The organism is Taishania pollutisoli, assembly GCF_014518315.1.
GTDB classification, from domain to species: domain Bacteria; phylum Bacteroidota; class Bacteroidia; order Flavobacteriales_D; family Crocinitomicaceae; genus Taishania; species Taishania pollutisoli.
On record NZ_JACVEL010000008.1, the window covers coordinates 126,341 to 152,871 of the forward strand.

Annotated in this window: 24 protein-coding genes; 23 read left to right on the forward strand and 1 reads right to left on the reverse strand. The window is 41.5% G+C overall.

Annotated features, from left to right (window positions below):
• Positions 1-59 precede the first annotated feature (59 nt).
• The 22 genes from H9Y05_RS12135 (at position 60) to miaA (ending at position 25,439) form a co-directional block, all read left to right on the forward strand.
• Positions 60-1,409, forward strand: coding sequence for a dihydrolipoamide acetyltransferase family protein (locus H9Y05_RS12135; RefSeq protein WP_216714444.1), 1,350 nt, complete (start codon positions 60-62; stop codon positions 1,407-1,409).
• Between the two features lie 11 nt (positions 1,410-1,420).
• A complete protein-coding gene (locus H9Y05_RS16565) occupies positions 1,421-3,730 on the forward strand; it encodes an OmpA family protein (RefSeq protein WP_216714445.1) in 2,310 nt (769 codons plus the stop codon).
• Between the two features lie 94 nt (positions 3,731-3,824).
• Positions 3,825-5,927, forward strand: coding sequence for a hypothetical protein (locus tag H9Y05_RS12145; RefSeq protein WP_216714446.1), 2,103 nt, complete (start codon positions 3,825-3,827; stop codon positions 5,925-5,927).
• A gap of 175 nt (positions 5,928-6,102) precedes the next feature.
• On the forward strand, positions 6,103-6,918 hold the full coding sequence (locus tag H9Y05_RS12150; RefSeq protein WP_163492046.1) for an enoyl-ACP reductase FabI: 816 nt from the start codon (positions 6,103-6,105) through the stop codon (positions 6,916-6,918).
• A 98-nt stretch (positions 6,919-7,016) separates the two neighbouring features.
• Positions 7,017-7,604 carry a DUF5606 family protein gene (locus H9Y05_RS12155; protein WP_235992192.1) on the forward strand — a complete coding sequence of 196 codons (588 nt, stop codon included), beginning with the start codon at positions 7,017-7,019 and terminating at the stop codon, positions 7,602-7,604.
• A gap of 52 nt (positions 7,605-7,656) precedes the next feature.
• A complete protein-coding gene (locus H9Y05_RS12160; protein ID WP_216714447.1) occupies positions 7,657-9,366 on the forward strand; it encodes a M3 family oligoendopeptidase in 1,710 nt (569 codons plus the stop codon).
• The gene (locus H9Y05_RS12165) at positions 9,367-10,404 is read left to right on the forward strand and encodes an acyltransferase family protein (protein ID WP_163492048.1); all 1,038 of its coding nucleotides are present in this window, start codon (positions 9,367-9,369) and stop codon (positions 10,402-10,404) included.
• 80 nt (positions 10,405-10,484) lie between these two features.
• Positions 10,485-12,500, forward strand: a complete 2,016-nt coding sequence (locus H9Y05_RS12170) for a M48 family metallopeptidase (RefSeq protein WP_216714448.1) — start codon at positions 10,485-10,487, stop codon at positions 12,498-12,500.
• A gap of 73 nt (positions 12,501-12,573) precedes the next feature.
• On the forward strand, positions 12,574-13,023 hold the full coding sequence (locus tag H9Y05_RS12175; protein ID WP_216714449.1) for a hypothetical protein: 450 nt from the start codon (positions 12,574-12,576) through the stop codon (positions 13,021-13,023).
• Between the two features lie 2 nt (positions 13,024-13,025).
• Complete coding sequence (gene dapA / locus H9Y05_RS12180) at positions 13,026-13,907, forward strand: 4-hydroxy-tetrahydrodipicolinate synthase (protein WP_216714450.1); 882 nt, start codon at positions 13,026-13,028, stop codon at positions 13,905-13,907.
• Positions 13,900-14,706 (forward strand): hypothetical protein, encoded by an 807-nt coding sequence (locus H9Y05_RS12185; protein WP_216714451.1) that lies wholly within the window; start codon positions 13,900-13,902, stop codon positions 14,704-14,706. Before dapA ends, H9Y05_RS12185 begins: the two co-directional genes overlap by 8 nt.
• Entirely contained in the window at positions 14,707-15,705 is a 999-nt protein-coding gene (locus H9Y05_RS12190) for a DHH family phosphoesterase (RefSeq protein WP_216714452.1), read from the forward strand.
• Positions 15,702-16,244: an FKBP-type peptidyl-prolyl cis-trans isomerase gene (locus H9Y05_RS12195; protein WP_216714453.1), complete on the forward strand. Its 543-nt coding sequence runs from the start codon at positions 15,702-15,704 to the stop codon at positions 16,242-16,244. Before H9Y05_RS12190 ends, H9Y05_RS12195 begins: the two co-directional genes overlap by 4 nt.
• On the forward strand, positions 16,241-17,083 hold the full coding sequence (locus H9Y05_RS12200) for an FKBP-type peptidyl-prolyl cis-trans isomerase (protein ID WP_216714454.1): 843 nt from the start codon (positions 16,241-16,243) through the stop codon (positions 17,081-17,083). The genes H9Y05_RS12195 and H9Y05_RS12200 overlap by 4 nt, the downstream gene beginning before the upstream one ends.
• 63 nt (positions 17,084-17,146) lie before the next feature.
• Positions 17,147-18,118 carry a M23 family metallopeptidase gene (locus tag H9Y05_RS12205; RefSeq protein ID WP_163492057.1) on the forward strand — a complete coding sequence of 324 codons (972 nt, stop codon included), beginning with the start codon at positions 17,147-17,149 and terminating at the stop codon, positions 18,116-18,118.
• Positions 18,119-18,141: 23 nt separating this feature from the next.
• Entirely contained in the window at positions 18,142-18,957 is an 816-nt protein-coding gene (locus H9Y05_RS12210; RefSeq protein ID WP_216714455.1) for an outer membrane protein assembly factor BamD, read from the forward strand.
• A gap of 4 nt (positions 18,958-18,961) precedes the next feature.
• Positions 18,962-19,285, forward strand: a complete 324-nt coding sequence (locus H9Y05_RS12215) for a DNA-directed RNA polymerase subunit omega (protein ID WP_163492060.1) — start codon at positions 18,962-18,964, stop codon at positions 19,283-19,285.
• Positions 19,286-19,288: 3 nt separating this feature from the next.
• Positions 19,289-20,485 (forward strand): bifunctional phosphopantothenoylcysteine decarboxylase/phosphopantothenate--cysteine ligase CoaBC, encoded by a 1,197-nt coding sequence (gene coaBC / locus H9Y05_RS12220; RefSeq protein ID WP_216714456.1) that lies wholly within the window; start codon positions 19,289-19,291, stop codon positions 20,483-20,485.
• Positions 20,482-21,390 (forward strand): type IX secretion system protein PorD, encoded by a 909-nt coding sequence (porD, locus tag H9Y05_RS12225; RefSeq protein ID WP_163492062.1) that lies wholly within the window; start codon positions 20,482-20,484, stop codon positions 21,388-21,390. Before coaBC ends, porD begins: the two co-directional genes overlap by 4 nt.
• On the forward strand, positions 21,390-23,042 hold the full coding sequence (locus H9Y05_RS12230) for a DNA repair protein RecN (RefSeq protein ID WP_216714457.1): 1,653 nt from the start codon (positions 21,390-21,392) through the stop codon (positions 23,040-23,042). Before porD ends, H9Y05_RS12230 begins: the two co-directional genes overlap by 1 nt.
• Positions 23,043-23,101: 59 nt before the next feature.
• Positions 23,102-24,541 carry an MltF family protein gene (locus tag H9Y05_RS12235; protein ID WP_216714458.1) on the forward strand — a complete coding sequence of 480 codons (1,440 nt, stop codon included), beginning with the start codon at positions 23,102-23,104 and terminating at the stop codon, positions 24,539-24,541.
• A 13-nt stretch (positions 24,542-24,554) separates the two neighbouring features.
• Positions 24,555-25,439, forward strand: coding sequence for a tRNA (adenosine(37)-N6)-dimethylallyltransferase MiaA (gene miaA / locus H9Y05_RS12240; RefSeq protein ID WP_216714459.1), 885 nt, complete (start codon positions 24,555-24,557; stop codon positions 25,437-25,439).
• A gap of 48 nt (positions 25,440-25,487) precedes the next feature.
• Here the strand turns inward: miaA and H9Y05_RS12245 are convergent, their stop codons facing one another.
• Positions 25,488-26,270, reverse strand: a complete 783-nt coding sequence (locus H9Y05_RS12245; protein WP_163492068.1) for a hypothetical protein — start codon at positions 26,268-26,270, stop codon at positions 25,488-25,490.
• Positions 26,271-26,308: 38 nt separating this feature from the next.
• Between H9Y05_RS12245 and H9Y05_RS12250 the strand changes: the two genes are divergently transcribed.
• Positions 26,309-26,531 (forward strand): hypothetical protein (locus H9Y05_RS12250; protein ID WP_216714460.1); only part of this gene is annotated, 223 nt, incomplete at its 3' end.

The following is a 26,531-nucleotide window of genomic DNA, read 5'->3' on the forward strand; positions in this document are numbered from 1 at the left end:
TAAAAAAGGAAAAATCGGTTATTTTTGTGGTCGAAAAACAATTTCTTCATAGAACTGAGATGGCAAAGATTGAAATAAGACTCCCGAAAATGGGAGAAAGTGTAACGGAAGCAACAATTACTAACTGGTTAAAAAATGTTGGTGACAGTGTAGAATTAGATGAACCATTGGTAGAAGTAGCTACGGATAAAGTAGACAATGAATTGCCTTCTGAAGCACAGGGAGTATTGATCGAACGCTTGTTTGAAGTGGATCAGGTTGCTCAGGTAGGAGACGTTATTGCCATCATCTCTACTGGTGGTGCGGACACACCTGCTCCTGCTGCTCCGACAAAAGAAGAAACACCGGTACAAGTTGCTGAATCAATCGTAGCAAATGCTGTTCAGACAGCACAAACTGTCAGTGTTCCATCCAATGGATCAGGCAAGTTTTATTCTCCGTTGGTAAAAAGCATTGCACAAGCTGAAAATATTTCCGGACAGGAATTGGATGCCATTGCAGGGACAGGACAAGGAGGAAGAGTTACCAAAAAAGATATTCTTTCATACCTGGACAACAGAACTTCAGGTGCTGCGGCTCCGGCAACAGTTACAGAAACTGCTAAAACGGAAGTTCCGGCAGCGAAGAAAGAGGCTGCTCCGGCGACTGCAGCAAGCGGATTCCTTGCAAATATCAAAGAACCTGTTGTTGTTCCGAATCCGGGAGATGAAATCATTGAAATGGATCGTATGCGTAAGTTGATTGCTGAGCATATGATTATGTCTACACACGTTTCTCCGCACGTTACTTCATACGTTGAGGCAGATGTGACAGAAATTGTGAACTGGAGAAATAAAGTAAAAGACGTTTACAAAAAACGGGAAGGTGAAAACATCACATTTACACCGATCTTCATGGAAGCGATTGTAAAAGCAATCAAAGATTTCCCGATGATTAATGTATCTGTGAGCGGAACAAAAATCATTAAACGCAAAGATATCAACCTGGGAATGGCAACAGCTCTTCCTTCAGGTAACTTAATTGTACCGGTTATCAAAAACGCAGATCAATTGAATCTGAACGGACTGACGAAAGCGGTAAATGCACTTGCAAACAATGCAAGAAACAATACACTGAAACCAGAAGACATTCAAGGTGGAACTTATACGGTAACGAACGTAGGTACGTTTGGAAACGTTATGGGAACTCCGATCATCAATCAACCGCAAGTCGCGATCCTGGCATTGGGAGCTATCAGAAAAGTTCCTGCTGTCATTGAAACTCCACATGGAGATTTCATCGGCATCCGACATAAAATGTTCCTCTCTCACTCGTATGACCACCGGGTAGTAGACGGCGCGTTGGGAGGCCAGTTCGTGAGAAGAGTTGCTGATTACCTTGAGCAATTCGATCCGAACAGAGAGTTTTAAATTATATAGATGTGAAAATTAAAAATATCCTATTCACTTTTAGCCTGATCCCATGGATCGGGCTTTCTCAATATACAGTTGAGGAGGTAAACGAGTTAGTTAAACATGCATCTGAAAGCCAGTTGGTTGTTGAATCATCCAGAATGCTGCAGGAAGACTACTACTATTTTTCTGAAATTGTTGTTGACAAATTACTGTCGATCAAACCGGAAAGTTCGAATTACAATTACCGCAAAGGGTTTATTGTACTGAACTCGCGCAATGATTTTGAAAACGCACTCAACTACCTGGAAATCGGGACGAAAAGTGTAAAAAATAACTACGACATGTATTCCGCAAAGGAAACAAGTGCTCCTTCCGATGTCTATTATCACCTGGGAAGATGTTATCATTTGAATGATCAACCGGACAAGGCTATTGAATACTACAACCTGTTTATTCAAAACAGTCTGAAAAAGTCAGAATTGGTGGATAAAGCCAAATTGGGAATTATCCAGTGTGAGGTTGCCAAAAAAGCATTTTCCACTCCCAAAAGTGCCAAAGTCAACAACCTGAATACGCCTGTGAATACTATTTTTCCGGAATATTCTCCGGTCGTTTCACTGGATGGAAAGTCTTTGTATTTTACCTCCAGAAGACCATGGAAAAATAATGAGACCGAACAATACAGGGATCCGAAATTGTATCAATATCCTGAAGACATCTATGTCAGCATCATGGAAGCAAACGGGACCTGGAAAGCTCCGAAGCGCCTTGAGTTTTGCTATGAGAATATCAATGAGGCAACAATTGCCGTGAGCGTTGATGAGAAACGCATTTATACCTACCAGGATGTTTCTGGTGCAGGGGATATTTATTACTCTGATTTTCTCCGCAATCAATTTCAAATACTGGAACAATTGTCGATCCAGGGAATCAATACGGAATATTGGGAGACACACTGTACCGTTACTCCGGATGGAAAAAACATTTACTTTGTATCTGAGCGACCAGGAGGTTTGGGCGGAAGAGATATTTACCGCGTTGTGAAGATGGCCGACGGAAGATGGAGCGAACCGCAAAACCTGGGACCAACGATCAATACACCGTACGATGAAGATGCTCCATTTATTTCTATTGACAATAAAACCATGTATTTTGCATCCAACGGACCAAACAGCATGGGAGGGTTTGATATTTTTGTGGCGGTCAGAGATGACAACAATCAGTGGTCTACTCCGATCAATCTCGGTTACCCGATCAACAGTACAGGTGACGATTTGTTTTATACCACAACCGTTAGCGGAAACAGAGGCTACCTGTCTTCCTTCAGAAAAGGGGGAAAAGGAGAAAAGGATATCTACGAAATTGAAACCGATTATCTGGGCGTTCAGAATGTGATTGTCCTCAACGGAAACCTTCACACGATCGGAGGGGCTCAACTTCCTGAAGATGCGTATGTCCTGTTAAAATGCAACACATGTGCAGAGCCTGAAATCCGTCTGAGTCTGCGACCGCGGGACGGAGCGTTTTTGACCTCACTGGAACATTGTAAAGACTACGAAATCATCTTTATGAAAAACGCACAGGAAGTAGTGGCGTCTGAACAATTCACGACTGCATGCAACAAGGAATACCAGGAGATTTACAAAGAAGCATACCTGGGTGACTACCTGCTCTCCGGTACTGTTACCGCTAAAGAAACCGGGGCGCCGATTGCAAATGCAACCGTTCAAATCATCAACAAAGCTGACAACTCCGTTCTGGAAACATTGACAACAGATACTAACGGCATGTACACCAGCGCACTGCTGAAAACGAAGAAATTCGGAGATCCGGTTAATTATGAACTTAAATTCGCCTATCCGGAACACCTGTCTGTAACAAGCCAGGTCGTTGAATCATTGGGGAAAAATCCACACATCAAAAGAGACATTCAACTTGAAAAAGTGGAAATAGGCAAGGATCTCAACGACATGATTACCATCCACCCTATTTATTTTGACCTGGATAAATCAGACATTCGTCCGGATGCACAAATTGAGTTGGATAAGATCGTTAAAATCATGAACGATAACCCCACATTGACTATTGAACTGGGGTCGCATACAGATTGTCGCGCTTCTATGCAGTACAACTTATCTCTTTCGGATCGCAGGGCTAAATCGTCAGCGAATTACATCAAAAAACGCATCACAAATCCTTCACGCATATACGGAAAAGGGTATGGTGAGACAAAATTGGTAAATGACTGTGCGTGCGAAGGGGATATTGTTTCCGATTGTACGGAAGAACAACACCAGGAAAATCGTCGAACAGAATTTAGAATCGTCAAAAAATAAATGTATCTTTAACTTCTATTTAACTATTATTCACTGCTTAATGTAACTTTTTATTTTTTTTATCGTTGAACCCACTATATAAATTTCATTCATTATGAAAAACTCACTGGTAATACCCCTGTTCCTGATCATCTCTCAACTTTCATTTTCCCAAACCACTCCGTGGACGGAAGCAGGTGTCAGAGAGATTGCTAAAAACGGATCAGAACACTCCATACTAACCAACTCTTCTATGTTGACACAGGAAGGGTATTTGTATTATGCTGAGATCCTGGTAGACCGCTTATTGGAATTAAAACCCACAAGTTCTAATTACAATTACAGAAAAGGGTTCCTGGCCCTTGAGTTGAGAAGAGATTACCTGGCGGCAATCCCTCACCTGGAAGTTGCGACAAAAGATGTCAATCCGAATTTTGACATGTATTCTGTAAAGGAAACAAGTGCTCCGACAGATGCCTATTATCACCTGGCACGTTGTTACCATTACAATGAGCAACTGGATCTGGCAAGAGACAATTACCAGAATTTCTTAAATACATCCAGAAAAAAATCGGAACTGATTACCGAGTCCCAGTTAAAATTAAAGCAACTGGAAGTAGCCCGGCAACTCATGCAAAATCCGGTTAATTGTACCTTAAAAAACCTGGGAAGCAACGTCAATACAAAATACGCGGATTATAGTTCGATCATCTCCTTTGACGGTTCATCTTTGTATCTGACTTCCAGAAGACCCTGGGAAAACGGAAAAGCAGACGGGTTTGTAGACCCGAAAACAGATCTTTACCAGGAAGATGTATATGTCAGTTACCTGGAAGTAGATAACACATGGACGGCGCCAATGCTGCTGGATTTTTGTTTGCCGGAGAGAAACGAGGCAACCATTGCAATCAGTACAGATGAAAAACGCGTATACCTGTACGAAGATCAAACCGGGAACGGTGACATTTATTATTCGGATTTTTACAACAACAAATTCAATGATATAAAATTACTGGACAATAAAAAGATCAATACCGAATACTGGGAAACGCATGCGATTGTCTCACCGGATGGTGAATTACTGATTTTTGTATCAGACAGACCCGGAGGATATGGCGGAAGGGATTTATATTTTGCTAAAAAGACCGAAAAGGGGTGGTCTGATCCGGTGAACATGGGGCCAAACATCAATGGACCAAAAGACGAAGACGCTCCGTTTATTTCTGTTGACAATAAACAATTGTACTTCGGGACGAATGATGAGCGTTCCATGGGAGGTTTCGATATCATGTATGCAGAAATTCAACTCGGAGGAACCTGGGGCCCGGCAAAAAACCTCGGTTACCCGTTCAACTCTACCAATGACGATTTATTTTATACGACAACCGTTGACGGGCTGACAGGATACATTACCTCCTACCGCCCGGATGGGTATGGTGAAAAGGACATCTATGAAGTAAAAAACAATTTCCTGGGAGTTAAATCACATACGGTATTAAAAGGTGAAGTCGTTACAACAGACGGTTCTCTTCTTCCCGAGAATATGATCTTCATGGCAAAAGTCAACTGCCTGGATTGTGAGACCGGACCGATCAATCATCTTTTATACACGCGCAACAGAGACGGCAGATTCATGACAGGCCTTCAACCATGTAAAACATATACATTAACGTACTACGATGCGGCAGATGAAAAAGTAATGGGGGAAGAAACATTCAAAACAGATTGTTCGGATGAATATAGAGAAATCATCAAGCAATTGGTAATCGACCCTGTTAATCGTGTAGTGGTATTCCCGAAAGATTCTGTTGAAGTGATTCCGGATGTGGTTGTAACCGATTACAAGAATATTGAGTTGAAACATTATTTTGACTACAATAAAAACAAACTGACCGTGAAGAAAGGAGAATTGAAGGATTTTGTGAAAGAGATCAGGCAACAACTGGCAGACGGACGTCAAAAAGTCACAATTACAATTGAATCTTCAGCGTCTTATGTTCCGACCAAAACATTTAGCTCCAACGATGAGTTGGCAAAAGTCAGAGCGGATAACATGAAATACGACCTGTTGGATTATTTTGAAAATGACAAAGCAACAGCAGGTAAAGTTGTGGTGGTCGTTAAAAAGACAATCGTTCAGGGGCCTGCATATGAACACGACGGAAAAAATCGTGACAAATACAGACCGTATCAGTATGTATTTCTGAAAACAGAATAAAAAGCACCTCTAAATAATTTTGAGAATGCCGGGTTGATGAGATCCGGCATTTTTGTTTTCAATAGCGGGGAATTTCCAAAAGAAAAGGTTATCAAAATTCGTTTGTCTATAAATCAATGAGCGTTTGTTGCCATTTATTCAATCATTCTCTTACCTTTGTGTCAAAGCATTTAGTATGTCAAATAATTTATTGAAAGGAAAAAGAGGAATTATTTTCGGAGCATTGAATGAACAATCAATTGCCTGGAAAGTTGCAGAACGTGCACACGAAGAAGGTGCGGAATTTATCTTAACGAATGCACCTATTGCCATGCGCATGGGAGAAATCAACGCATTGGCAGAAAAAACAGGAAGTAAAATTATTCCTGCAGACGCAACTTCTGTTGAAGACCTGGAAAAATTGATTACTGAGTCAATGGAAGTACTGGGAGGAAAACTGGATTTCATCCTCCACTCCATCGGAATGTCTGTCAATGTCCGCAAAGGAAATCATTATACCAATGAAAATTATGATTATACCGTGAAAGGTTTCGACGTTTCCGCGTTATCATTCCATAAATTACTGCAGTCAGCAATGAAGCTGGATGCTCTCAATGACTGGGGGTCTGTGGTAGCATTGACGTACATCGCGGCACAACGTATTTTCCCTGACTACAACGACATGGCCGACAACAAATCGTACTTGGAATCAATTGCGCGCAGTTTCGGATACCACTACGGTCTGGCAAAGAAAGTACGTGTTAACACGATTTCACAATCGCCTACAATGACAACAGCGGGAAGCGGAGTGAAAGGATTCAACCAGTTCATCAATTATTCCGAACTGATGTCGCCGCTTGGAAACGCAAAAGCAGAAGATTGTGCCAATTACTGCATTGCCATGTTCTCGGATTTAACGCGCTATGTAACGATGCAGAACCTCTACCACGACGGGGGATTCTCCAACACGGGAGTTACACAGGCGGTAATGGATCGTTTTACAGAAATATAAACAAAAACCACATTTAAGTAAAAAACGTCTTTTGTTTAGATGAGGAAAGTACTTTAAACTAAAAGATTTTATATTTTTACATTGAATTTTTATAAACAATGATGAATTTAACAGGTATTATCTCTATTTCCGGAAAACCGGGATTGTACAAAGTAGTTGCGCAAGCAAAAAACAGTGTGATTGTTGAATCACTGGAAGACAACAAACGAGTTCCGGCTTATGCCACTGATCGTATTTCCGCGTTGGAAGATATCAGCATTTATACATATGGAGAAGATAAGCCATTAAAGGAAATTTACACCGATATTTTCAACAAAGAAAACGGGGGTGCTACGTTATCTCATAAAGATGACATCAAAAAACTGACGGCATACCTGACAGAAATCCTTCCGGATTATGACCAGGAGCGCGTTTATTCTTCTGATATTAAAAAATTGTTTCAGTGGTACAACCTGCTGCACAAATCAGGAAATCTGAAACTGGAAGAAGAAGTTGCAGAAGAAGTAACTGAAGAAACAGAAAAAACAGCGGAGAAAGCCGAGAAAAAAGAAAAGAAAGCAGCAACGGCTAAAAAACCGGCAGCGGCTAAAAAACCTGCTGCAGCGGCAAAGCCTGCAAAATCAGCAAAACCTGCAGGAGCAGCGAAAGCAAAAACAACCGTTCAACGTAAATCAGGTTCTAACTAATTGTTGACAACACTCATTTAATAAGCTCCCCAAAAGGAGCTTTTTTTTCACCATGAAAATAGAAAAATCACCCCGAACGTTCGTAACTGAAGGACTTGAAATCAAATCCTGGGAAAGTATACAACCTTATTTTGAAAGCCTGACGCACCGACCGATTACTTCTGAAGCAGATTTTCAGCAATGGCTGAAAGACAGAAGTGAGCTGGATGCCATCCTGGAAGAAGATGCTGCCTGGCGATACATTCGTATGACAATTGACACGTCGAATGCCGCTCATTCAGAAGCATACAAGCAATTTGTAACGGAAATCCAACCGCAGTTTGCCCCATATGAAGATTTGCTCAACAAAAAAATGATCGCAACTCCCTTTGCTGATCCCGAAGGAAAATCACAGGCATACCGCATTTATCACAGAAGCGTGCAATCTGCTCTGAAATTATTCCGGGAAGAAAACATTCCGCTGGAAGCCGAAATGAACGAGAAGAGCCAGGAATTCGGCGCGATATCGGGCGGACAAACCATTGAGCACGAAGGACAGACAATGACCATGCAAAAAGCCTCCTTGTTGCTGAAAGAACAAGACGAGCAATTGCGTCAGCTTATTTTTGAAAAAATGAGTGTGCGCCGCATGGAAGATCAAAAGCAATTAGATGCCTTGTACAATCAACTGATTCAGTTGCGTCACCAAATTGCTGTCAATGCAGGTTTTCAAAATTACAGGGACTACAAATTTGAAGCACTGGGTCGATTTGACTACACCAAAGAGGATTGTTTTGCATTTCACCAGTCCATTAAATCAGAAATTGTTCCGCTGGTCAGGCAAATTCAACAAAAGAAATTAACAAAGCTCGGAAAAACGCAGTTTAAACCCTGGGATACCGAACTGGATCCGAATGGACTTGCTCCGCTGAAGCCGTTTTCAAACGGACAGGAAATGCTGGCAGGAAGCATTCGTATCCTTGAAAAAATAGATCCGTATTTCGGAGAATGCATCACTACCATGAAAGAAATGGAATACCTGGACCTGGATTCCAAACAGGGAAAAGCTCCCGGGGGATACAACTATCCGCTCTATGAAATCGGGGTACCATTCATTTTCATGAATGCTGTAGGAGCGCAGCGGGATTTAGTCACGATGGTTCATGAGGCAGGCCACGCCGTTCATTCATTCTTAAGCCGTGACCTCGAATTAACAGGATACAAAAACCTTCCTTCTGAAGTTGCCGAGCTGGCTTCCATGTCGATGGAATTACTCACAATGAATGAATGGAGCGAGTTTTACAATGAGGCAGATCACAAGCGGGCGCAAAAAGATCAGTTGGAAACAATTTTGACTATTCTTCCCTGGATTGCCCAGATCGATGAGTTCCAGCATTGGGTATATGAACATCCGCAACACACAGTGGAAGAACGCACTGAAAAATGGTTAAACTTAGGAAAAGAATACGGTGCCAATTTAACCGACTGGACGGGATTTGAAAACGTAAGAGCTTCTTCCTGGCAACGTCAGATGCATTTATTTGAAGTTCCGTTTTACTACATCGAATATGGTTTTGCCCAGTTAGGTGCAATTGGTGTATGGAAAAAAAGCCTGGAGAATAGTGAGCAAGCCATTGAAAAATACAAATCCGCTCTTGAGTTGGGATACACCAAATCAATTCCCGAAATCTATGAAACAGCGGGAGTATCGTTCCAATTTTCTCAAAGCTATATTAAAGAAATTGCCGACTTCCTTCAACTGGAGTTGAACAAATTTGAATAAATGCCACACATCAAGGGACTCAATGCGATTCGTGCGTTTTCGATCATGCTGGTCGTACTTAATCACATGGATGCATTTCAGTCGATACTGATTCCCGGAGTTATTGATTTACGGTTAGCCCCGATGATCTCCGGGAATTTTGGTGTTCAGGTATTTTTTGTATTGAGTGGATTTCTTATTTCACACATTCTGCTGGATGAACGCACCCGGACAGGAAAAATCAACCTCAAATATTTCTTTATCCGGCGTTTTTTAAGGCTTGCGCCTCCCCTGCTGATCTTTTTTTTACTGATTGGGATCGCACTCTCTCAAGGGTACCTCTCACACACAACAGACAGCCTGCTATACGCTGCTTTCTATCTCTACAATTTTACTCCCAGAGAACTGTACGCATCCGAAATGGGCCATTTCTGGTCATTGGGTGTGGAGGAACAGTTTTACCTGTTCTGGCCGTTGACGCTCACCACGATCAAAAAAGTAAATTCCCTCATCTTTTTCCTGTGTGTACTCATTTTTTTATGCAGCGTTCTCGTGCTCATCATTCACTGGATTCCCCTGAACAAAGCGTACCATATCTCCCGTTGGTTTATTCCTGCCTGCTGTCCGATCCTGATCGGATGCCTCGGAGCGGTACTCAATCATTACCGGGAGCATTCTGTTCAACAACTGCTCCGTCATCACTGGCTGGTTGCATTGCTAATGCTTATCACCTACTCCTTTTCACTGTACGCACCCGTTTTTATGATTCCGTTAGGAATTTCAATTCAATCTGTTGCCGTTATCCTATTCATTCTCAAACTCTATCACTCACAAGATCGCAGGTGGGTTCGGGCGCTGGAATTTGCTCCCCTCTCATACATGGGCATCATCTCATACGGAATCTATGTATACCAGGGATTTTTCCTCCGGACAGGGAGTGGCAGCGAATTATGGTTCCAGCAATTTCCGACCAATATTCTGCTCACCCTGACACTAGCGGTGTTATCGTATGAATTGTTTGAAAAACAAGTATTGAAACTGAAGCGAAAATTTAAGTAACTTCAAGCCTGAAAATAATAAACTCGAATAAAAACACTACTGTGATCATGGACATCCACGTTTCTGATACCTTTAAAAAAATGGCGAAAAAAGCAATTTTCGCAATCATCCTCTTCATTTTGACGTACCTGGTGCTTGGATTGTTTGCCACCGCACTCACCATTGGATGCATCGCGGGAGGTATTGCTATCATCTTTATGATTCCTTCCATCCTGGGAATCTTGTTGGGACTTGGAATTGCCGGAGTGGGGTTGTTCATTTTTATCTTTCTGTTTAAATTCATTTTTAAATCCAACAAAGCTGATCGAAGTCACCTGGTGGAAATCCACAAAAGAGATGAGCCGAAATTGTTTCGCTTCATTGAAGAAATCGTTCAGGAGGCAGGAACTGATTTTCCGAAAAAAGTCTACCTGTCTGCTGATGTAAATGCATGTGTATTTTACGATTCGAGTTTTTGGAGCATGTTTCTTCCCGTTCGCAAAAATCTCCAGATCGGGATCGGATTAGTAAATGCATCAACAGAAGAGGAAATCAAAGGAATTCTTGCACACGAGTTCGGACACTTTTCTCAGAAAAGCATGAAAGTCGGAAGCTATGTCTATTATGTCAATCAGATTATCTACAACATGCTGTTTGACAATGATTCCTATCAAAAAATGATCCGGGGATGGTCAAGTATCAGCGGACTCTTCTCTTTTTTCATGATGATTGGTATAAAAATCATCCAGGGAATCCAGTTTATTCTTGGTAAAAATTATGAATTCATCAACATCCGCTACCTGGCCCTTTCTCGGGAAATGGAATTCCACGCAGATGAAGTTGCAGCAAACATAGCTGGTTCACTGCCGCTGAAAGAATCATTGCTCCGCTCTGACTTCGCCGATCATGCATTCAATGCGGTATTATCCTTTTACAATGGAAAAATCGAAGAAAATGTACGCAGTCAAAATGTCTATAAAGAACACCGTTTCGTGTTGCAGTTTCTCGCCCGGGAAAACCAATTCACTCTTGTCAATCAACTGCCCCAACTAACCTTGTCAGAGATCAACAGGTACAATAAATCCAAACTGAACATCAAAAACCAATGGGCTTCTCATCCGAGTGTAGAAGACCGGGTGCATGCACTTGATAAACTGAATATTACAAAATCCTGTTATTCAGATAAACCCGCCATTCTGCTCTTTTCCAACCCGGAAAAAATAGAACGACGGTTAACCAACAAATTATTTTCATCTGTCACCTATCAGGAACAGCCAACAGAACTGGCATCGGATAATTTTGAACGTGAATACACGGAGGTCTTTAACACCAATCGTTTTCCTAAAATTTACAACGGCTACTATGACAGTAAGAATCCCCTTGATTTTGACATTGAAAATGTAGCGTCCTATAGTGACGGAAGTCGCTACACGCTTGAAAAATTATTCCACGCAGATCGCATTGAACAGGTGTATGAACTCATCGGGTTGGAAAGCGACAAACAAGTACTGTCAGACATTGCAGAAAAAAACATCCAGCTTCAGTCTTTCGATTACGACGGAAAAAAATATACAGCCCCTGAAGCAAAAGCGCTCATTCCAAAGTTAGAGCTTCAACTACTCAACATCACTTCCCTGATCAGGGAGAACGACATTCATATATTCAGTTTCTTTTATTATCACGCCCAACGCAATAATAACGGATTGAAATTAACGGAAAAATACAAAACTTTCTTTGCCTTTGAACAAGAATACATGTCAAAAACAGAACTTTCCGGAAAATTGGTAGAAGCTACCCGGTTTATCAGTGTGGAAACACCGTTTGAACAAATCGAAAAGAACTTTAAAACGCTTTACAAACTGGAATCAGAATTGAAGTATGAACTGCGAAAACTTCTCCGTACAGAGTTGTTGGAAAAAGACATCAAACCAACTACCCGGGAGCGGATCGAAACATACCTGTCCAATGATCTGGTTTATTTCAGAAATGAGCAGTATTCCAATGACAATTTACAGATTTTCTTCGAAGCATTTCACGATTACAATTACCTTGTACCACGTCTCTACTTCCTGGTTAAACAAGATTTAGTGAAATTTCAGGCAGAGCAATTGAAGTAATTCCATAAGAAGGTCATCAATAAAAACAAGTATATTTGGCACACGTGAACAACGGAAATTTTAAATAAACAGTATGCCGATCTCCAATTCCAATACATCATTTCTCCTGGTTCTACCATGGGACGGAACACAACAACTTTCCGGCATAAAAGAAGCGTTTCAACCTCTTTTTGAAGACAAACAGCACGTTGAAATTTTGGTATTTACAGACCTCAAACGCCCGAAAGAAAATTTCAGTCTCCCCAGCAGAATATACGTAATCTCTAAGTCTGATTTCAGTTTATTCGGAAAATTGAAATCAAAAAAACTGCTCCCGACCGAATACACACATTTTGATGTCATGATCCTACTGGATGTTTTTTCGGGAAAACAAGAGCAAATCATTAAATCACTCAAAATCAAACACGTAGTTGGTTTTAATTATGAACGTGATTTTGTGGAAATTAACCTCATTCAATCGCAGCAAAAACCAACGGAAAAAGTTATTTTTGCAAAACAGATACTCACAAAAATTTCCGATTAATAATGAACAATATTTTCAAAGGTGCAGGTGTAGCGTTGGTTACTCCATTCAAAGAGGACAAGTCAATTGATTTTGATGCATTGCGCAAGCTCGTGCGTTTGCAATTGGACGGAAAAACAGACTTTCTTGTCGTGCAAGGTACGACAGGAGAATCTCCGGCATTGTCATGGGAAGAAAAACTACAGATTCTGCAAACAGTTATCGATGAAAATGCAGGACGCCTGAAAATTGTTTTCGGAGTTGGAGGGAACAACACCCTGGCAATCGGGGAAACGTTGAAAAAAGTACCTGCCGGAGTAGACGGAATTCTGTCCGTATCTCCTTATTACAATAAACCAACCCAGCAAGGAATTATTGAACATTACACACACATTGCTGCATGTACAGATCTTCCGATCATCCTGTATAATGTGCCGGGAAGAACGGGGTCAAATGTGTTACCGACGACCACCATCGAACTGGCAAAAATACCGAATATCGTTGCGGTAAAAGAGGCTTCGGGAAGCATGGAGCAAATCATGGAGATCATTCGCTTGTGTCCGGATGGATTTGAAGTGCTCTCCGGGGATGATGCCATCACATTACCACTGATTGCCTCAGGGGCTGTAGGTGTTATTTCCGTTGTCAACAATGCGTTTCCTGAATTATTTAACCAAATGATACACGAAGCTTTAGAAGGAAATTATACAGCAGCGAGAAAAAAACACCTGGATTTACTACCGGTGACAAAAATGCTGTTTGAAGAAGGCAATCCGGGCGGAGTAAAAGTTGCACTGGAAACCAGGGGAATTCTTTCCGGTCATTTGCGATTGCCGTTGGTACCCGTATCAAACTCGCTGAAACAGCGTATTGTAACAGAAACAAACCGGTTAATACATGCTTAATCACAGGCAGTTGACATATCTTTTGGGAGTTGGATTCGCCATCGGGTCGTTTACTTCGTGCTACCAGAAAAAAGCACCAAAGAACAGCCGGGTCGTCATTTCACAGGAAGATGAATTCCCTGACGATACACTGGTCAGTGGAATACATCCGGATTCCATTTCCTATGTCGACACCTTTGAGTTGCTTCCGACTAAAACGATTTTTCAGCACATTCAGAAAAATTCGAAAAAGAAGATGCTCTACAAATTGCCGGTACTGAAATCCAATGATTCACTTCAAAATTATGAATACATTGAACAAATTGCGGTAACAAATGTCTACGCATCGGTAGGAAAGCTAAGCAACAACACCAAGCTTTTTAACGCATCACTGAGCGAAAATGAAGAATTATTTTCCAGAATACTGGAAGATTCAATCGCCTTTCCGAAAAAACCAACACTTGACTCGCTGAATAACTGGACGGAGTTTGCCGTGACGGAATATTCGGGACAGAACGAATGGGTTTATTATGAAGCGATCCAATGGTTGGAAAACCTCTACCTAACGATTGAAAATCCCAAAAATTCCACCAACCAGAAAAAATTGGAGGAACTTGTTTATCTTCAACTGGAAAACGGAACAGAAATGCTGGAGCGTTTATCCGCCTATCAGGATTTCCCGCCGATCGCCGTTTTTGCAGAATACCTGATCGATATCCTGGACTGTAAATACTTCACCTTTGATGTAACACAATTGAAAAAAGAAGTTATACAAGCACGTGAGAATATTTACATCCCGCGTGATACAGCAACAAAATAAATGACCATTTACCAACAAATTGCAGATACAATTGCAGCTGCTAACAACATAGTAATTACAGCGCATAAATCACCGGACGGCGATTCAGTAGGATCGTCCATCGGTTTGTACCGTTTTATTCAAAAACTACAGAAAAACGTGAGCATTTGCCATCCGGACAAGGCTCCGTCATTTCTCCACTGGCTGGAAGACCTGAACGACATCCTCGTTTTCGAAGAAGACCCTGAAGCAGTAGAACAAAAAGTACACGATGCCGATCTGTTGATCTGCCTGGATTACAATGATTTTTCTCGGGTCGGAAAAGATATGCAAAACGTACTGGAACACTATACAGGGAAAATCATCCTGATTGATCACCACCTCCACCCTGCCCCGATTACGGATCTGATGCTGAGTGATACAACCGTTTGTTCCACGTGCCAACTGGTTTATGAAGTGATCCGGCAGTCGGATAAAGCCAAGCTGCTGGATGCGCACATTGCAACTCCGTTGTATTTGGGAATTGTAACAGATACCGGATCATTCCGTTTTCCTTCGGTGGAACCGAGAACACACCAAATCGTGGCAGAAATGCTTGAATTGGGTGTTGTTCACTACAAAGTACACGAAAATACGTTCGACAATAATACGGTCGACAAATTGAAACTGCGTGGCTATGCTACCAGTGAGAAGCTGGAGATCATTCACAACAACCGCATTGCTATCATTGCTCTTTCCCAGGAAGAACTCAACCGCTTCAATTACCAGAAAGGAGATACCGAAGGTCTTGTCAACGTGGCGTTGTCAATCGACGGTGTGAAAGCTGCTGTATTACTGACAGAACAAAATGACCAGATACGCATGTCCTTCCGCGGAAAAGACGATTACGAAGTAAACATCATTGCGGCGGAACAGTTCGGTGGCGGAGGACATAAATATGCTGCCGGCGGATCAAGTACCCGCTCACTGGAGGATACAATTGAGCAACTGAAACAGGAAATTCCAACTTATTTCGCATGAAACAGTCAATTTTCCACATTGGTTGTATCGCAGTTGCTCTGACTGGACTCCCATCCTGTAACAGTGATACCCAATCCGAAAAGCCGGTTAACTGGAGTACCCAACAATCGACAAAGATGAACAAACAATTCTCCGCAGAGGAGGAATTGGACATCAACCTGTTTTTATCCCGGAAACCGGAATGGAACATGACAAAAACAGGTTCGGGACTCCGCTATTTTATTTATGAACACGGAGAAGGAGAAGTCGCTTTACCGGAAGAATACGTTGATGTCGAGTATAAAATCACGCTACTGGACGGCACCGAATGCTATGCCACCGCAAAAGATGAAGTAGAAGAATTCAAAGTTGATAAGGCACAGGTGGAATCCGGAATCCAGGAGGGAATCAAACTGATGCGCCAGGGGGACAAAGCTATACTGGTCGTTCCCAGTCACCTGGCACACGGAATTGTAGGTGATATGTCAAAAATACCACCGCTGAGTACATTGATCGTAGACATCACCCTTGTAAAAATATACAGAACAAAACGACTATGAAGCAGTTATTAAATGTTGTATTCATCGCCACATTACTGGTAACTTCATGTACAACAGAAGGAGTTAAAAAAAGTAACGAAACACCTGTTGATCAGCAACAGACTACTCAGCGGGTTGATTCACTGGAGTTGGATTTACCGGTTCAGGATCACATGAAACTGAACAACGGAATAGAAATTGTTTGGCTGGAAAAATCATCCGGAGAATCGATTCAAGCGGGGGATGTTGTAATGATTGATTATAAAGTGCGATTGAAAGACAGCACCATTATTGATGGAAATCACTTACTGAACAAGCCTGCTCTGCCCTATCTGGCAGGTTTCGGTTTCCAGCCCAAAGGATGGGATCTGGCACTTGCGCATCTGAAAATTGGTGATTTTGCACGTATCAAACTCCCTGCTGAATTTGCCCGGGGAAAAAAAGGTGTAAAAAACTTGATCCCTGAAAATGCAGACAATTACCTGACCATCCGTATTCTTTCCAAACGGAAGCCTGACAGAATAATTGATGGGACAAAAGTGTGGGTCCTGGAAGAAAACAAAGCCAACAAAACGGTATTCAACGAAACGAATTCCATTGTTTTCCATACGACGATCAGTTCTCCGAGTGCTCCGTTTTACTTTAATTCATACGCCAATCAGCAGCCATTTGAATTGAAACTGGAAGACAACGGAACCGTTCCGGGACTAAAGAAAGCGTTAATAAATGCTAAAAAGGGAGACCGTCTGTTCATCCTTGTCCCTTCAGGAGAAGCTTATGGAGCAAAGGGTTATCTAGACATTGTGAAACCGAACGAAGATTTATTTTATAACCTATTGGTGATGGATATTATTGACTGATATAGCTATTAATACTATATTTGCAAATCTCGTAAAATCAGAATATAAAATAAATAAAGAACAATGTTAAAAAAACTCGCCTTATTTCTGCTGGTTTTTCCTTTTTCTCCCCTTTCACATGCTCAGGAAATAGTTGATACACTTTATACAAGCCACGGAACGGTGCTTCTGTATGAAAATAAGACGTGGCAGTACCTGGAAGACATAAAATTTGACGGTGTCATGAACGATCACCTGCACTGCATGGTAGCCGATCACCCGGATTTACTCGGATTCAAACAACCGTGGAACACAGATATCACTTTTACATCCGGTAGAAGCAATGACATTTCACAAATGAAAGATACGCTGTGGATGTGCGTATTGAAAGACATTGATGATGAATTTGTAATTCCCGTAAAAGGAATTGTTACATCCCGTTATGGTTACAGAGGACGCAGACATCACAATGGGATTGACCTCGACCTCGAAACAGGAGATACCGTTGTGGCCGCATGGTCGGGAAAAGTACGGTATGCAAAGTTCAATGACGGTGGATTTGGAAACCTGGTGATTATTCGCCATGAAAATGGATTGGAAACGTTTTATGCCCACCTTTCCAAACTGATGGTCGGACCGAATCAAACAGTAAAAGCAGGTGAACCGATTGGTCTTGGAGGAAATACAGGACGTTCCTTTGGTTCTCACCTCCATTTTGAAGTACGTTTCTATGATTTGCCGATGAATCCGGAAGAAGTAATCGACTTCAACATAAAAGCATGCAAAGATGAGAACCTGTTTGTACACCGCGGATTATTCAGACCGGGAGCAAAACCGAGTTCGGAATCCATTAACCAGAGTCCTGCTAATTCTGTCGCAGCACCACTTGCTGCAAAAACGACGAGCAGCACCAATAAATATTACAAAGTTCGCTCAGGAGATACGTTGAGTTCCATTGCAGCAAAAAACAGGACAACTGTTTCCAGACTGTGTCAGCTCAATGGAATTCGCCAGACAACCATCCTGCAGGTGGGAAGAAATTTGCGGGTTCGTTAAAACATTCAATCCAGTCGCATCAAATGAAAGTATTCAATTACACCTTAATCCTCGCGTTATCAGCTATCATTCTTAGTTGTTCTGATTACAGCAAAGTTTTGAAATCAGAAGATTACAACAGGAAGTTTGAATTGGCGAATCAATATTTTGATGCCGGAAAATATTCACAGTCCATTGCACTGTACGAACAAGTTTATCAGCGTTTCCCCAAACAAAGTGAAGGAGAAGTTTCCTACTTCCGAATCGGGAAGGCATATTACATGAGCAATGACTATTACATGGGCGGGTACTTTCTCGGTCAGTTCACAGCTCGTTTTCCGTTCAGCGCAAAAGTAGAAGAAGCGACATTTCTCTCGGCGATGTGTTCCGTACACCAGTCTCCGTCCTATTCACTTGACCAAACAGACACAGAGTTGGCCATTAACAGTTTGCAACAATTCATTGACCGCTTTCCGAATTCAGATCTGGTTGATACAAGCAACGTGATCATGGACCGGCTGCGTTTCAAGTTGGAAACCAAAAGTTTTGAAGCTGTAAAATTATACGCACGCACCATGAATTACCGGGCTGCGGTTACATCTGCGGAAATTTTTATTTCCAACTACCCTGTCAGTACGTTCAAGGAAGAAGCTTCTTATCTTCTGGTTAACAATTCCTATTTATTGTACAAAAACAGTATCGAGTCCAAAAAATTAGAGCGAACTGCTCAAACATTAGAAAGATATCGTACCTTTGTAACTGAATTCCCGACTTCAAAATACGTCAAGTCCCTGAAGTCCATTGCGGATGAGATGGAAAAACAGTTGGTTATTTTAGAAAATTTAGAAGCAGAAAAATAAGGTTATGAGTTTTAAAAACAGTACAGCCGAACGATCTACGATTACAAGAGATACAGTAGATATCGAAGCAAAAACAGGAAATATTTACGAATCCATTGTTGCCCTTTCAAAACGATCCAATCAACTAAGTGTTGAATTGAAAGAAGAGTTGACGCAAAAGCTGCAGGAATTTGCATCTTCTATCGACAACCTGGAAGAGATTTTTGAGAACCGCGAGCAAATTGAGATTTCCCGTTTTTACGAAAAACTGCCGAAACCGGTAGCAATTGCTATTGAGGATTTGTTAAAGGATCGTGTATATATTCGCAAAGAAGACGTAATCGGATAATCAATGCTCAATAAGCGCATACTTCTGGGAATTACAGGAGGTATTGCAGCATATAAGATTGCATTCCTGATAAGATTATTAAAAAAAGAAGGGGCAGAAGTCAGATGCATTATGACTCCTGCCTCTTGTGATTTTATCAGTCCTCTTGTTGTGGCAACACTCTCTGAAAACCCTGTCGGAATTGAATTCTGGAATAAAGCAGATGGTTCCTGGGTGAATCATGTTGAATACGGCCTGTGGGCGGATGTGTTTGTGATTGCGCCGGCAACAGCCAATTCTCTGGCAAAGATGGCCACAGGATCGTGTGACAACCTATTACTGGCAACGTATTTATCCAACAAATCCAAAACAATGATTGCTCCTGCAATGGATTTGGATATGTATGCACATCCAACGACAAAGCGCAACCTGGAACAGCTGCAAGCGGACGGCGTAAAAATTATCCCTGCCGAATCCGGTTTTCTGGCCAGCGGACTCCAGGGAGAAGGACGAATGGCAGAACCGGAAACGATTCTGCGTCATATCCAAACAGAATTCCTTTCATCAGAAGAGTTGAAAGGAAAGAAAATCCTGGTCACCGCAGGTCCGACCTATGAATCCATTGATCCTGTCAGGTATATCGGGAATCATTCGTCCGGAAAAATGGGATATGATATTGCAGAAGCACTGGCGTACAAAGGAGCTGAAGTTCTCTTAATCAGCGGACCGTCCTCCCTGTCTGTTCACCACCCATCTATCCGTTTAGAACGAATTGTAACAGCTCAACAATTACTGCAAGCGGTACAAAGTAATTGGAACCAGATGGATGGTGGAATTTTCAGTGCTGCTGTTGCGGATTACCGCCCGAAAGACATTGCTTCGGAAAAAATAAAGAAAAGCGAAGAAGAACTCACACTTCAACTGATCAAAAACCCCGATGTACTCAAATGGGCGGGTGAGCATAAGCATCCCGATCAATTATTGGTCGGTTTTGCACTGGAAACCAACAATATACTCGAAAACGGAAAAGCAAAACTGGAGCGCAAAAACCTTGATTTCATTGTCATCAATCAACCTGAAACAGGAAAAACAGGTTTCGGAGCAGACACAAATAAAATTACACTGTTGGATAATCACAATAATTTGACGAAATTTGAGTTAAAATCCAAGAAACAAGTCGCTAACGACATCGTGGAATATTATATTAATTACAAAAAATGAAACAGTTCTTCATACTTGCAGCGTTTAACTTGCTGTATTTCACATCTACATCCCAGGAATTAAATTGCCAGGTCAGTATCATTGCCAGCAATAAAGTAGAAGTCAGTACAGTCGAACAGGAAGTATTAAACCAGTTGGAAGAAGTAATTCGCCAGTTCATGAACGATACGAAGTGGACCAAAGATAATTTCAAGCTGGAAGAACGAATCAACTGCCAGATTCAGTTTCAATTAGAGAACATTCCGCAACCCGGTGTGTACGAAGGAATGATCCAGGTACAGAGTTCTCGCCCTGTTTTCAATTCAACCTACAACACCCTGTTACTCAATTTCAGTGATCAGAATGTTTCATTTGCGTTTTCCCGGAATGCCATGTTAAATTATGCCCCCAATCAATACCGGGACAATTTAACATCTATGCTCGCATTCTACGCCTATTACATCATTGGAATGGATTATGATTCCTTCGGGTTAAAAGATGGTGGTCAATACTTACAGGAAGCACAAAATATTGTCATGAATGCACAAAGTTCAGGTGCACCGGGATGGAGTCCTGATCAAACAGGAAATAAAAACAACCGTTACTGGATCATTGACAATGCACTCCACCAGTTATTTGAACCGTTGCGCGAATGCGTATATGAATACCACCGCTTAGGTCTTGACAAGCTTTACGAAAATAAGGAACAGGGACGGATTGCTATTTATGAATCATTGAATAAGCTGGCAAAAGTTGTGGCAACACGTCCGAATTCATTCAACATTACGTCTTTCATACAGGCAAAGCGAAATGAGTTGAAACAAATCTATACAGATGCTGCCGTTCCGGACAAAGGAAAACTCGTGGCTTTGTTAAAACGTCTTGACCCTGTAAATTCTGAAAAGTACGACGAAATCCTTAAATAATGCTCAAACAACTGAACGTTCGAAATTTTGCGCTCATACAGGAAGCCGTCTTAAATTTTGATGACCAATACACCGTAATCACCGGGGAAACAGGATCCGGGAAGTCTATTTTATTGAACGCCCTGCACTTGCTGTTAGGAGAACGCGCGGACTACAAGGTCATTGGTAACAACGGAGAAAAAGCCATTGTTGAAGCAACATTTCTGATCAATGAAACCGAGTTTTCTCACTTCTTTACAGAAAATGATATTGACCCGGAACAGGAAACAATTGTGCGCCGGGAAATTACACGCCAGGGAAAATCAAGGGCATTTATCAATGACATTCCGGTTCAACTAACCATTCTGAAGGAATTTACCGAGCGGTTAATTTCGATTCATTCCCAATACAATACCCTGGACTTGAAACGAAAAGATTTTCAATTGCAAACATTGGATTTGTTGGCGGATACGCGGCAACTGCAAGTTGAATTTTCAACACTATACGAGCAGTCAAAAAACGTTTATAAGACCATTGAAACAGAACGGGAAAAACTGGATCAATTAGAAAAAGACCGGGATTACAATGATTTTCAACTGAAGGAATTAGAGGAATTAGGACTTGAAAAAAATAATTTCCCCAACCTGGAAGAACAGTTGTTGCGCTTTGAAAATGCTGTTGAAATTCAGCAACTAACGAGTGGAATCATCTCCGGTTTGGGAAATGAAGGTGCAGTGATCGATCAGTTACAATCTTTAAAATCAATAGCATCCAGACTGGGCCGTATCGATAAAGAAGGACAGGCTGTGGAACAACGGATCCAATCCGTTATCATTGAACTAAAGGACATTGAGACTGAATTGTCAGAATCAGCAGGACGGTCAGAAGAATCAAATGAAGAGCACCGGCAATCACTCACAGAACTTCTGGACAAATATAACCGTTTATTACTCAAGCACAAATGCACAGATCAACATGGACTGCAGGCGCTACAGAATCAATTGCAGCAAACGGCATCCAATACGGATGAACTGCGTAATACGATTACACGGCTAGAGCAAGACTTTGCGGAACTGAAAAAGCAATTGCATACAGTTGCAGGAGAGCTACATACACAGCGGGTAAAAGCCGTGAGTACCATTGAAGAAAAAATTCAGGATTCCCTTGCAGAACTGAAACTTCCGGATACCCGTCTTTCATTTAAATTGGAACAACAGGAAAAATTCAATTCCTACGGTAATTCATCTCTTTCCTTGTTATTTTCTGCCAATAAAGGCATTGCACCAGTCGAAATTGAAAAAGCGGCCAGCGGAGGAGAACTTTCGCGTGTCATGTTAGCACTTCAGCAGTTGATTTCTGAGAAAACACAACTTCCGACCATCTTTTTTGATGAAATTGACACGGGGGTTTCCGGGGATGTTGCTCAAAAGATAGGGAACTTGCTCAAACAGATGGGAACAACCATGCAGTTATTTGCCATTTCACATCTTCCGCAAGTTGCAGCAAAGGCCAAGCATCATTTCAAAGTAGAAAAAGCAGCCAGCGGAGAAACCGTTCAAACGGTCATTCGCCCATTGTCCTACGAACAACGGATCGAAGAAATTGCCCGGTTGATGAGCGGTGAGACCATCAATGAAGCAGCCATTTCAAATGCAAAGGCGTTAATGATATAACATATTTTTTAGAAGCACCATTCAAAAAAATTGTATCTTTCGTTCTCGAAGATGTATACATGAAGCATACAAAAAATAGTTTATTCTGTATTTGTCTGGCGCTAATCACCTCGATTATAGCAGGGTGCAGTTCTGACAATAATAAAGACAACGAACCGCAGGAGGTTTCAGAATCGGTCAAAGATTACCAGCAAATTATTGAAAGTGGGAGTCTGGTTGTACTCGCAGAAAACAGTTCCACTTCTTATTTTGTATATCGTGGAGAAAAAATGGGATTCGAGTACGAAATCCTGCGGGAATTTGCAAAAGAAATCGGACTTGAACTGGAAATTAAAACAGTCGCCAACCTGGACAACCTTGTTCCGATGCTCAACAACAGAGAGGGCGACCTCATTTCTTGCAACTATACCGTCACCCGGGAGCGGACAAAAGAAATTGACTTTTCTCTTCCGTACATTCAAACACCCCAGGTATTGATTCAGAAAAAGCCGGAAGGTTGGCAAAAAATGGACGATGCAGATATTGATCGCCACTTAATCCGCGAACCCATTGACCTGGCAAGAAAGCATGTGAATGTATGGGAACACTCCAGCTATTACCAGCGACTGATTCACCTTCAGGAAGAAATCGGTGACTCTATTTACATCGACCCCGTCAACGGACTGATCGGAAGTGAAGAGCTGATCGAACAAGTTTCCCAGGGAATCATTGATTATACGGTCGTTGAAGAAAACATTGCACGGGTCAACTCCAGGTTTTATGACAACATTGACATCGCAACCGCAATTTCCGTCAAACAAAATATCGCATTCGGATTGCGAAAATCAAGTACCTTATTAAAGGCAAAGCTGGACAAATGGATGGAAGGATTCATGGAGTCTAAAAAGTATAAATACATTTACCGAAAATATTATGAGATCGGTGTAAGCGGAATGGCACCGGATGATAAATTCAGTTCTGTCGGAAGAGGGAAAGTTTCTCCGTACGATGAATTCTTCAAAGCAGCAGGTAAAAAACACGGTGTAGACTGGCAGTTATTAGCAGCCATTGCTTTCCATGAATCAAAATTCAATCCGTACATCGAAGGATTTGGTGGTGCGTATGGTATGATGCAGTTCATGCCGAATACCGGTCCGAAATATGGTGTCTACCCGGATTCATCACCCGAGGTTCAAATCAACGGAGGAATGAAAAAAGTTGCCGCGGATATTAAATCCTGGAGTTCAATTCCAGATAAGGAACAACGCATTAAGTTTGCACTTGCTTCCTACAATGCAGGAAGGGGGCACATCGAAGATGCACAACGATTGGCCATAAAATATGGACTGAACGGAAATGTGTGGGATGATAACGTGGAAAAAATGTTGCTCAACCTGTCCAAGCAGGAATACTACCGTGACGAGGTTGTGAAAAACGGTTCAATGCGGGGTACAACGACATACAATTACGTTCGGAAAGTATATCCTCGCTACAAAGAGTGGAAGGCGACGTTTAAGTAATCTTTCCGTGTTAATGAAAGAACTGATCGTTATCGGGGGACCGACAGCAAGTGGAAAAACGGCATTAAGTGTTGCATTGGCCAAGCAATGGAATACAGTTGTTCTTTCAGCCGATTCCAGGCAATTTTATAAAGAAATGAGCATTGGAACGGCAAAACCTTCACACGCAGAAATGCAGGGAATTCCGCACTATTTTATTGACAGCCATTCCGTGGAAGACGAAGTGAATGCAGCACGTTTTGCCAATGAAGCAGAAATACTGTTAACCGATTTATTCCAGCGATACGACACCATCATTCTCACCGGAGGTTCCGGGATGTTCATTGATGCGCTGTGTTATGGTCTGGATAATATCCCGCACGATCAACACATTCAGCAACAACTCAATCAAGTATTTGAACAAGAAGGATTAAAGCCGTTGTTGCAGGAATTACGGGAAAAAGACCCGGAATTTTATTCCATCGTTGACAGAAATAATCCTGTTCGGGTTATCCGTGCACTGGAAGCCATCCGCATCACAGGACTCCCCTATTCGTCTCTTCGTAAAGGAACAAAAAGGCAACACAACTACACCATTCGTTATTTTGTGATCGATGTGCCGCGTGATGTATTATACGACCGCATCAACCTGCGTGTGGATCAAATGGTTGAAAACGGATTGGAAGCTGAAGCAAAAGCATTATTGCCTCACCGTCAGTTAAAACCACTTGCTACGGTTGGTTATTCAGAATGGTTCCGCTATTTCGATGGAGAAATTGACCGCGAAACGTGTATTGAGTTAATCAAACAAAATTCCCGTCGTTATGCCAAACGGCAGATAACCTGGTTCAAGCGCAATGAAGAAGCTGTTTGGGTTCCGTCTGGAGCGATTGAAGAAATGATGGAAATGATTAAATAGATTTTTTTTGATTCATTTTAATGATTAAAGTCCATAGTATTTCTTTATTTAAGGTACTAAATCTGTAATTTTAACCGTTGATAAAAGTGGTTTAAAAACCGGAACTTCTTTAGTACTATAATCATCATATGTAAACGTTCCTCCTGTATAGTAAGTCGTTGAAGGAAGAGAAGTAGAATTATTAATGGTTATTTTAAAACTAAATTTTTTATTAAGTATAGCATTTAAATTATTAATTTGAGCGCTACTATAAACATTTGAATTCATATCAAATGTTACACCTGTAATAACCCTTGTTGTTCCACTAGGAGCCAATAAAATAGCATTATTAGTTTCAAAAGTAATTTGAGAAGTAGCACTATTGTTTATTATTGTTAAAGGGAGCCCACCTGAACCATCTGGACCATTGCCTGAAAAAGCAATTTCACCTGTTTGATTCAATTTATTGTCTGGTACTGTTTCAAAACCAGTCTGTACAAGTTTAGGAGGGGTTATCATTACTTGTTTAAATTTGTTAGGAGTATCATAATTATAATTACTTCCGCTATGGTCACTAGTTATTGTAGTTCCTCCAACAGCGACAATCATTCGTTGTGATGGATCTGTACTCATATAAGAAGATGAATATGGGGTACCAATTGCAGGTTCTATTTTATATCCTGCTGCTCCCAATGCCTCAAGATCTTGTTGTGTGATAGCCAATGCACCGTTCTCACCTCTTTGATAAACAGGAATATTGACCCCGTCAGATAACTCAATATTATATCCAATTTCGTGATATGGTTGATTTGTTTCTGGATTTGTAGCCCCAATTGGTTCAAGTCCCTCCAACTCCTTAGAGTCTATTAGTCTATTCCCTGAAAACTGATATGGTGAATAATACGGATACTTCGGAGCCAATGGATCCAATGCAAAGAATCGACCCGTTCTGGCATCATGCATACGATACTTGTAATTCAACGAGTTTCCGTTTCCTTTCAACTCATTATCCCGTTCCTGACCCTGGAACCCGAACCTATACCCTTCACCATTCTCCACATGTCTGCCTGGTAGGTACGATCCATACGGATAGTAATCACTCCATTCCAGCTG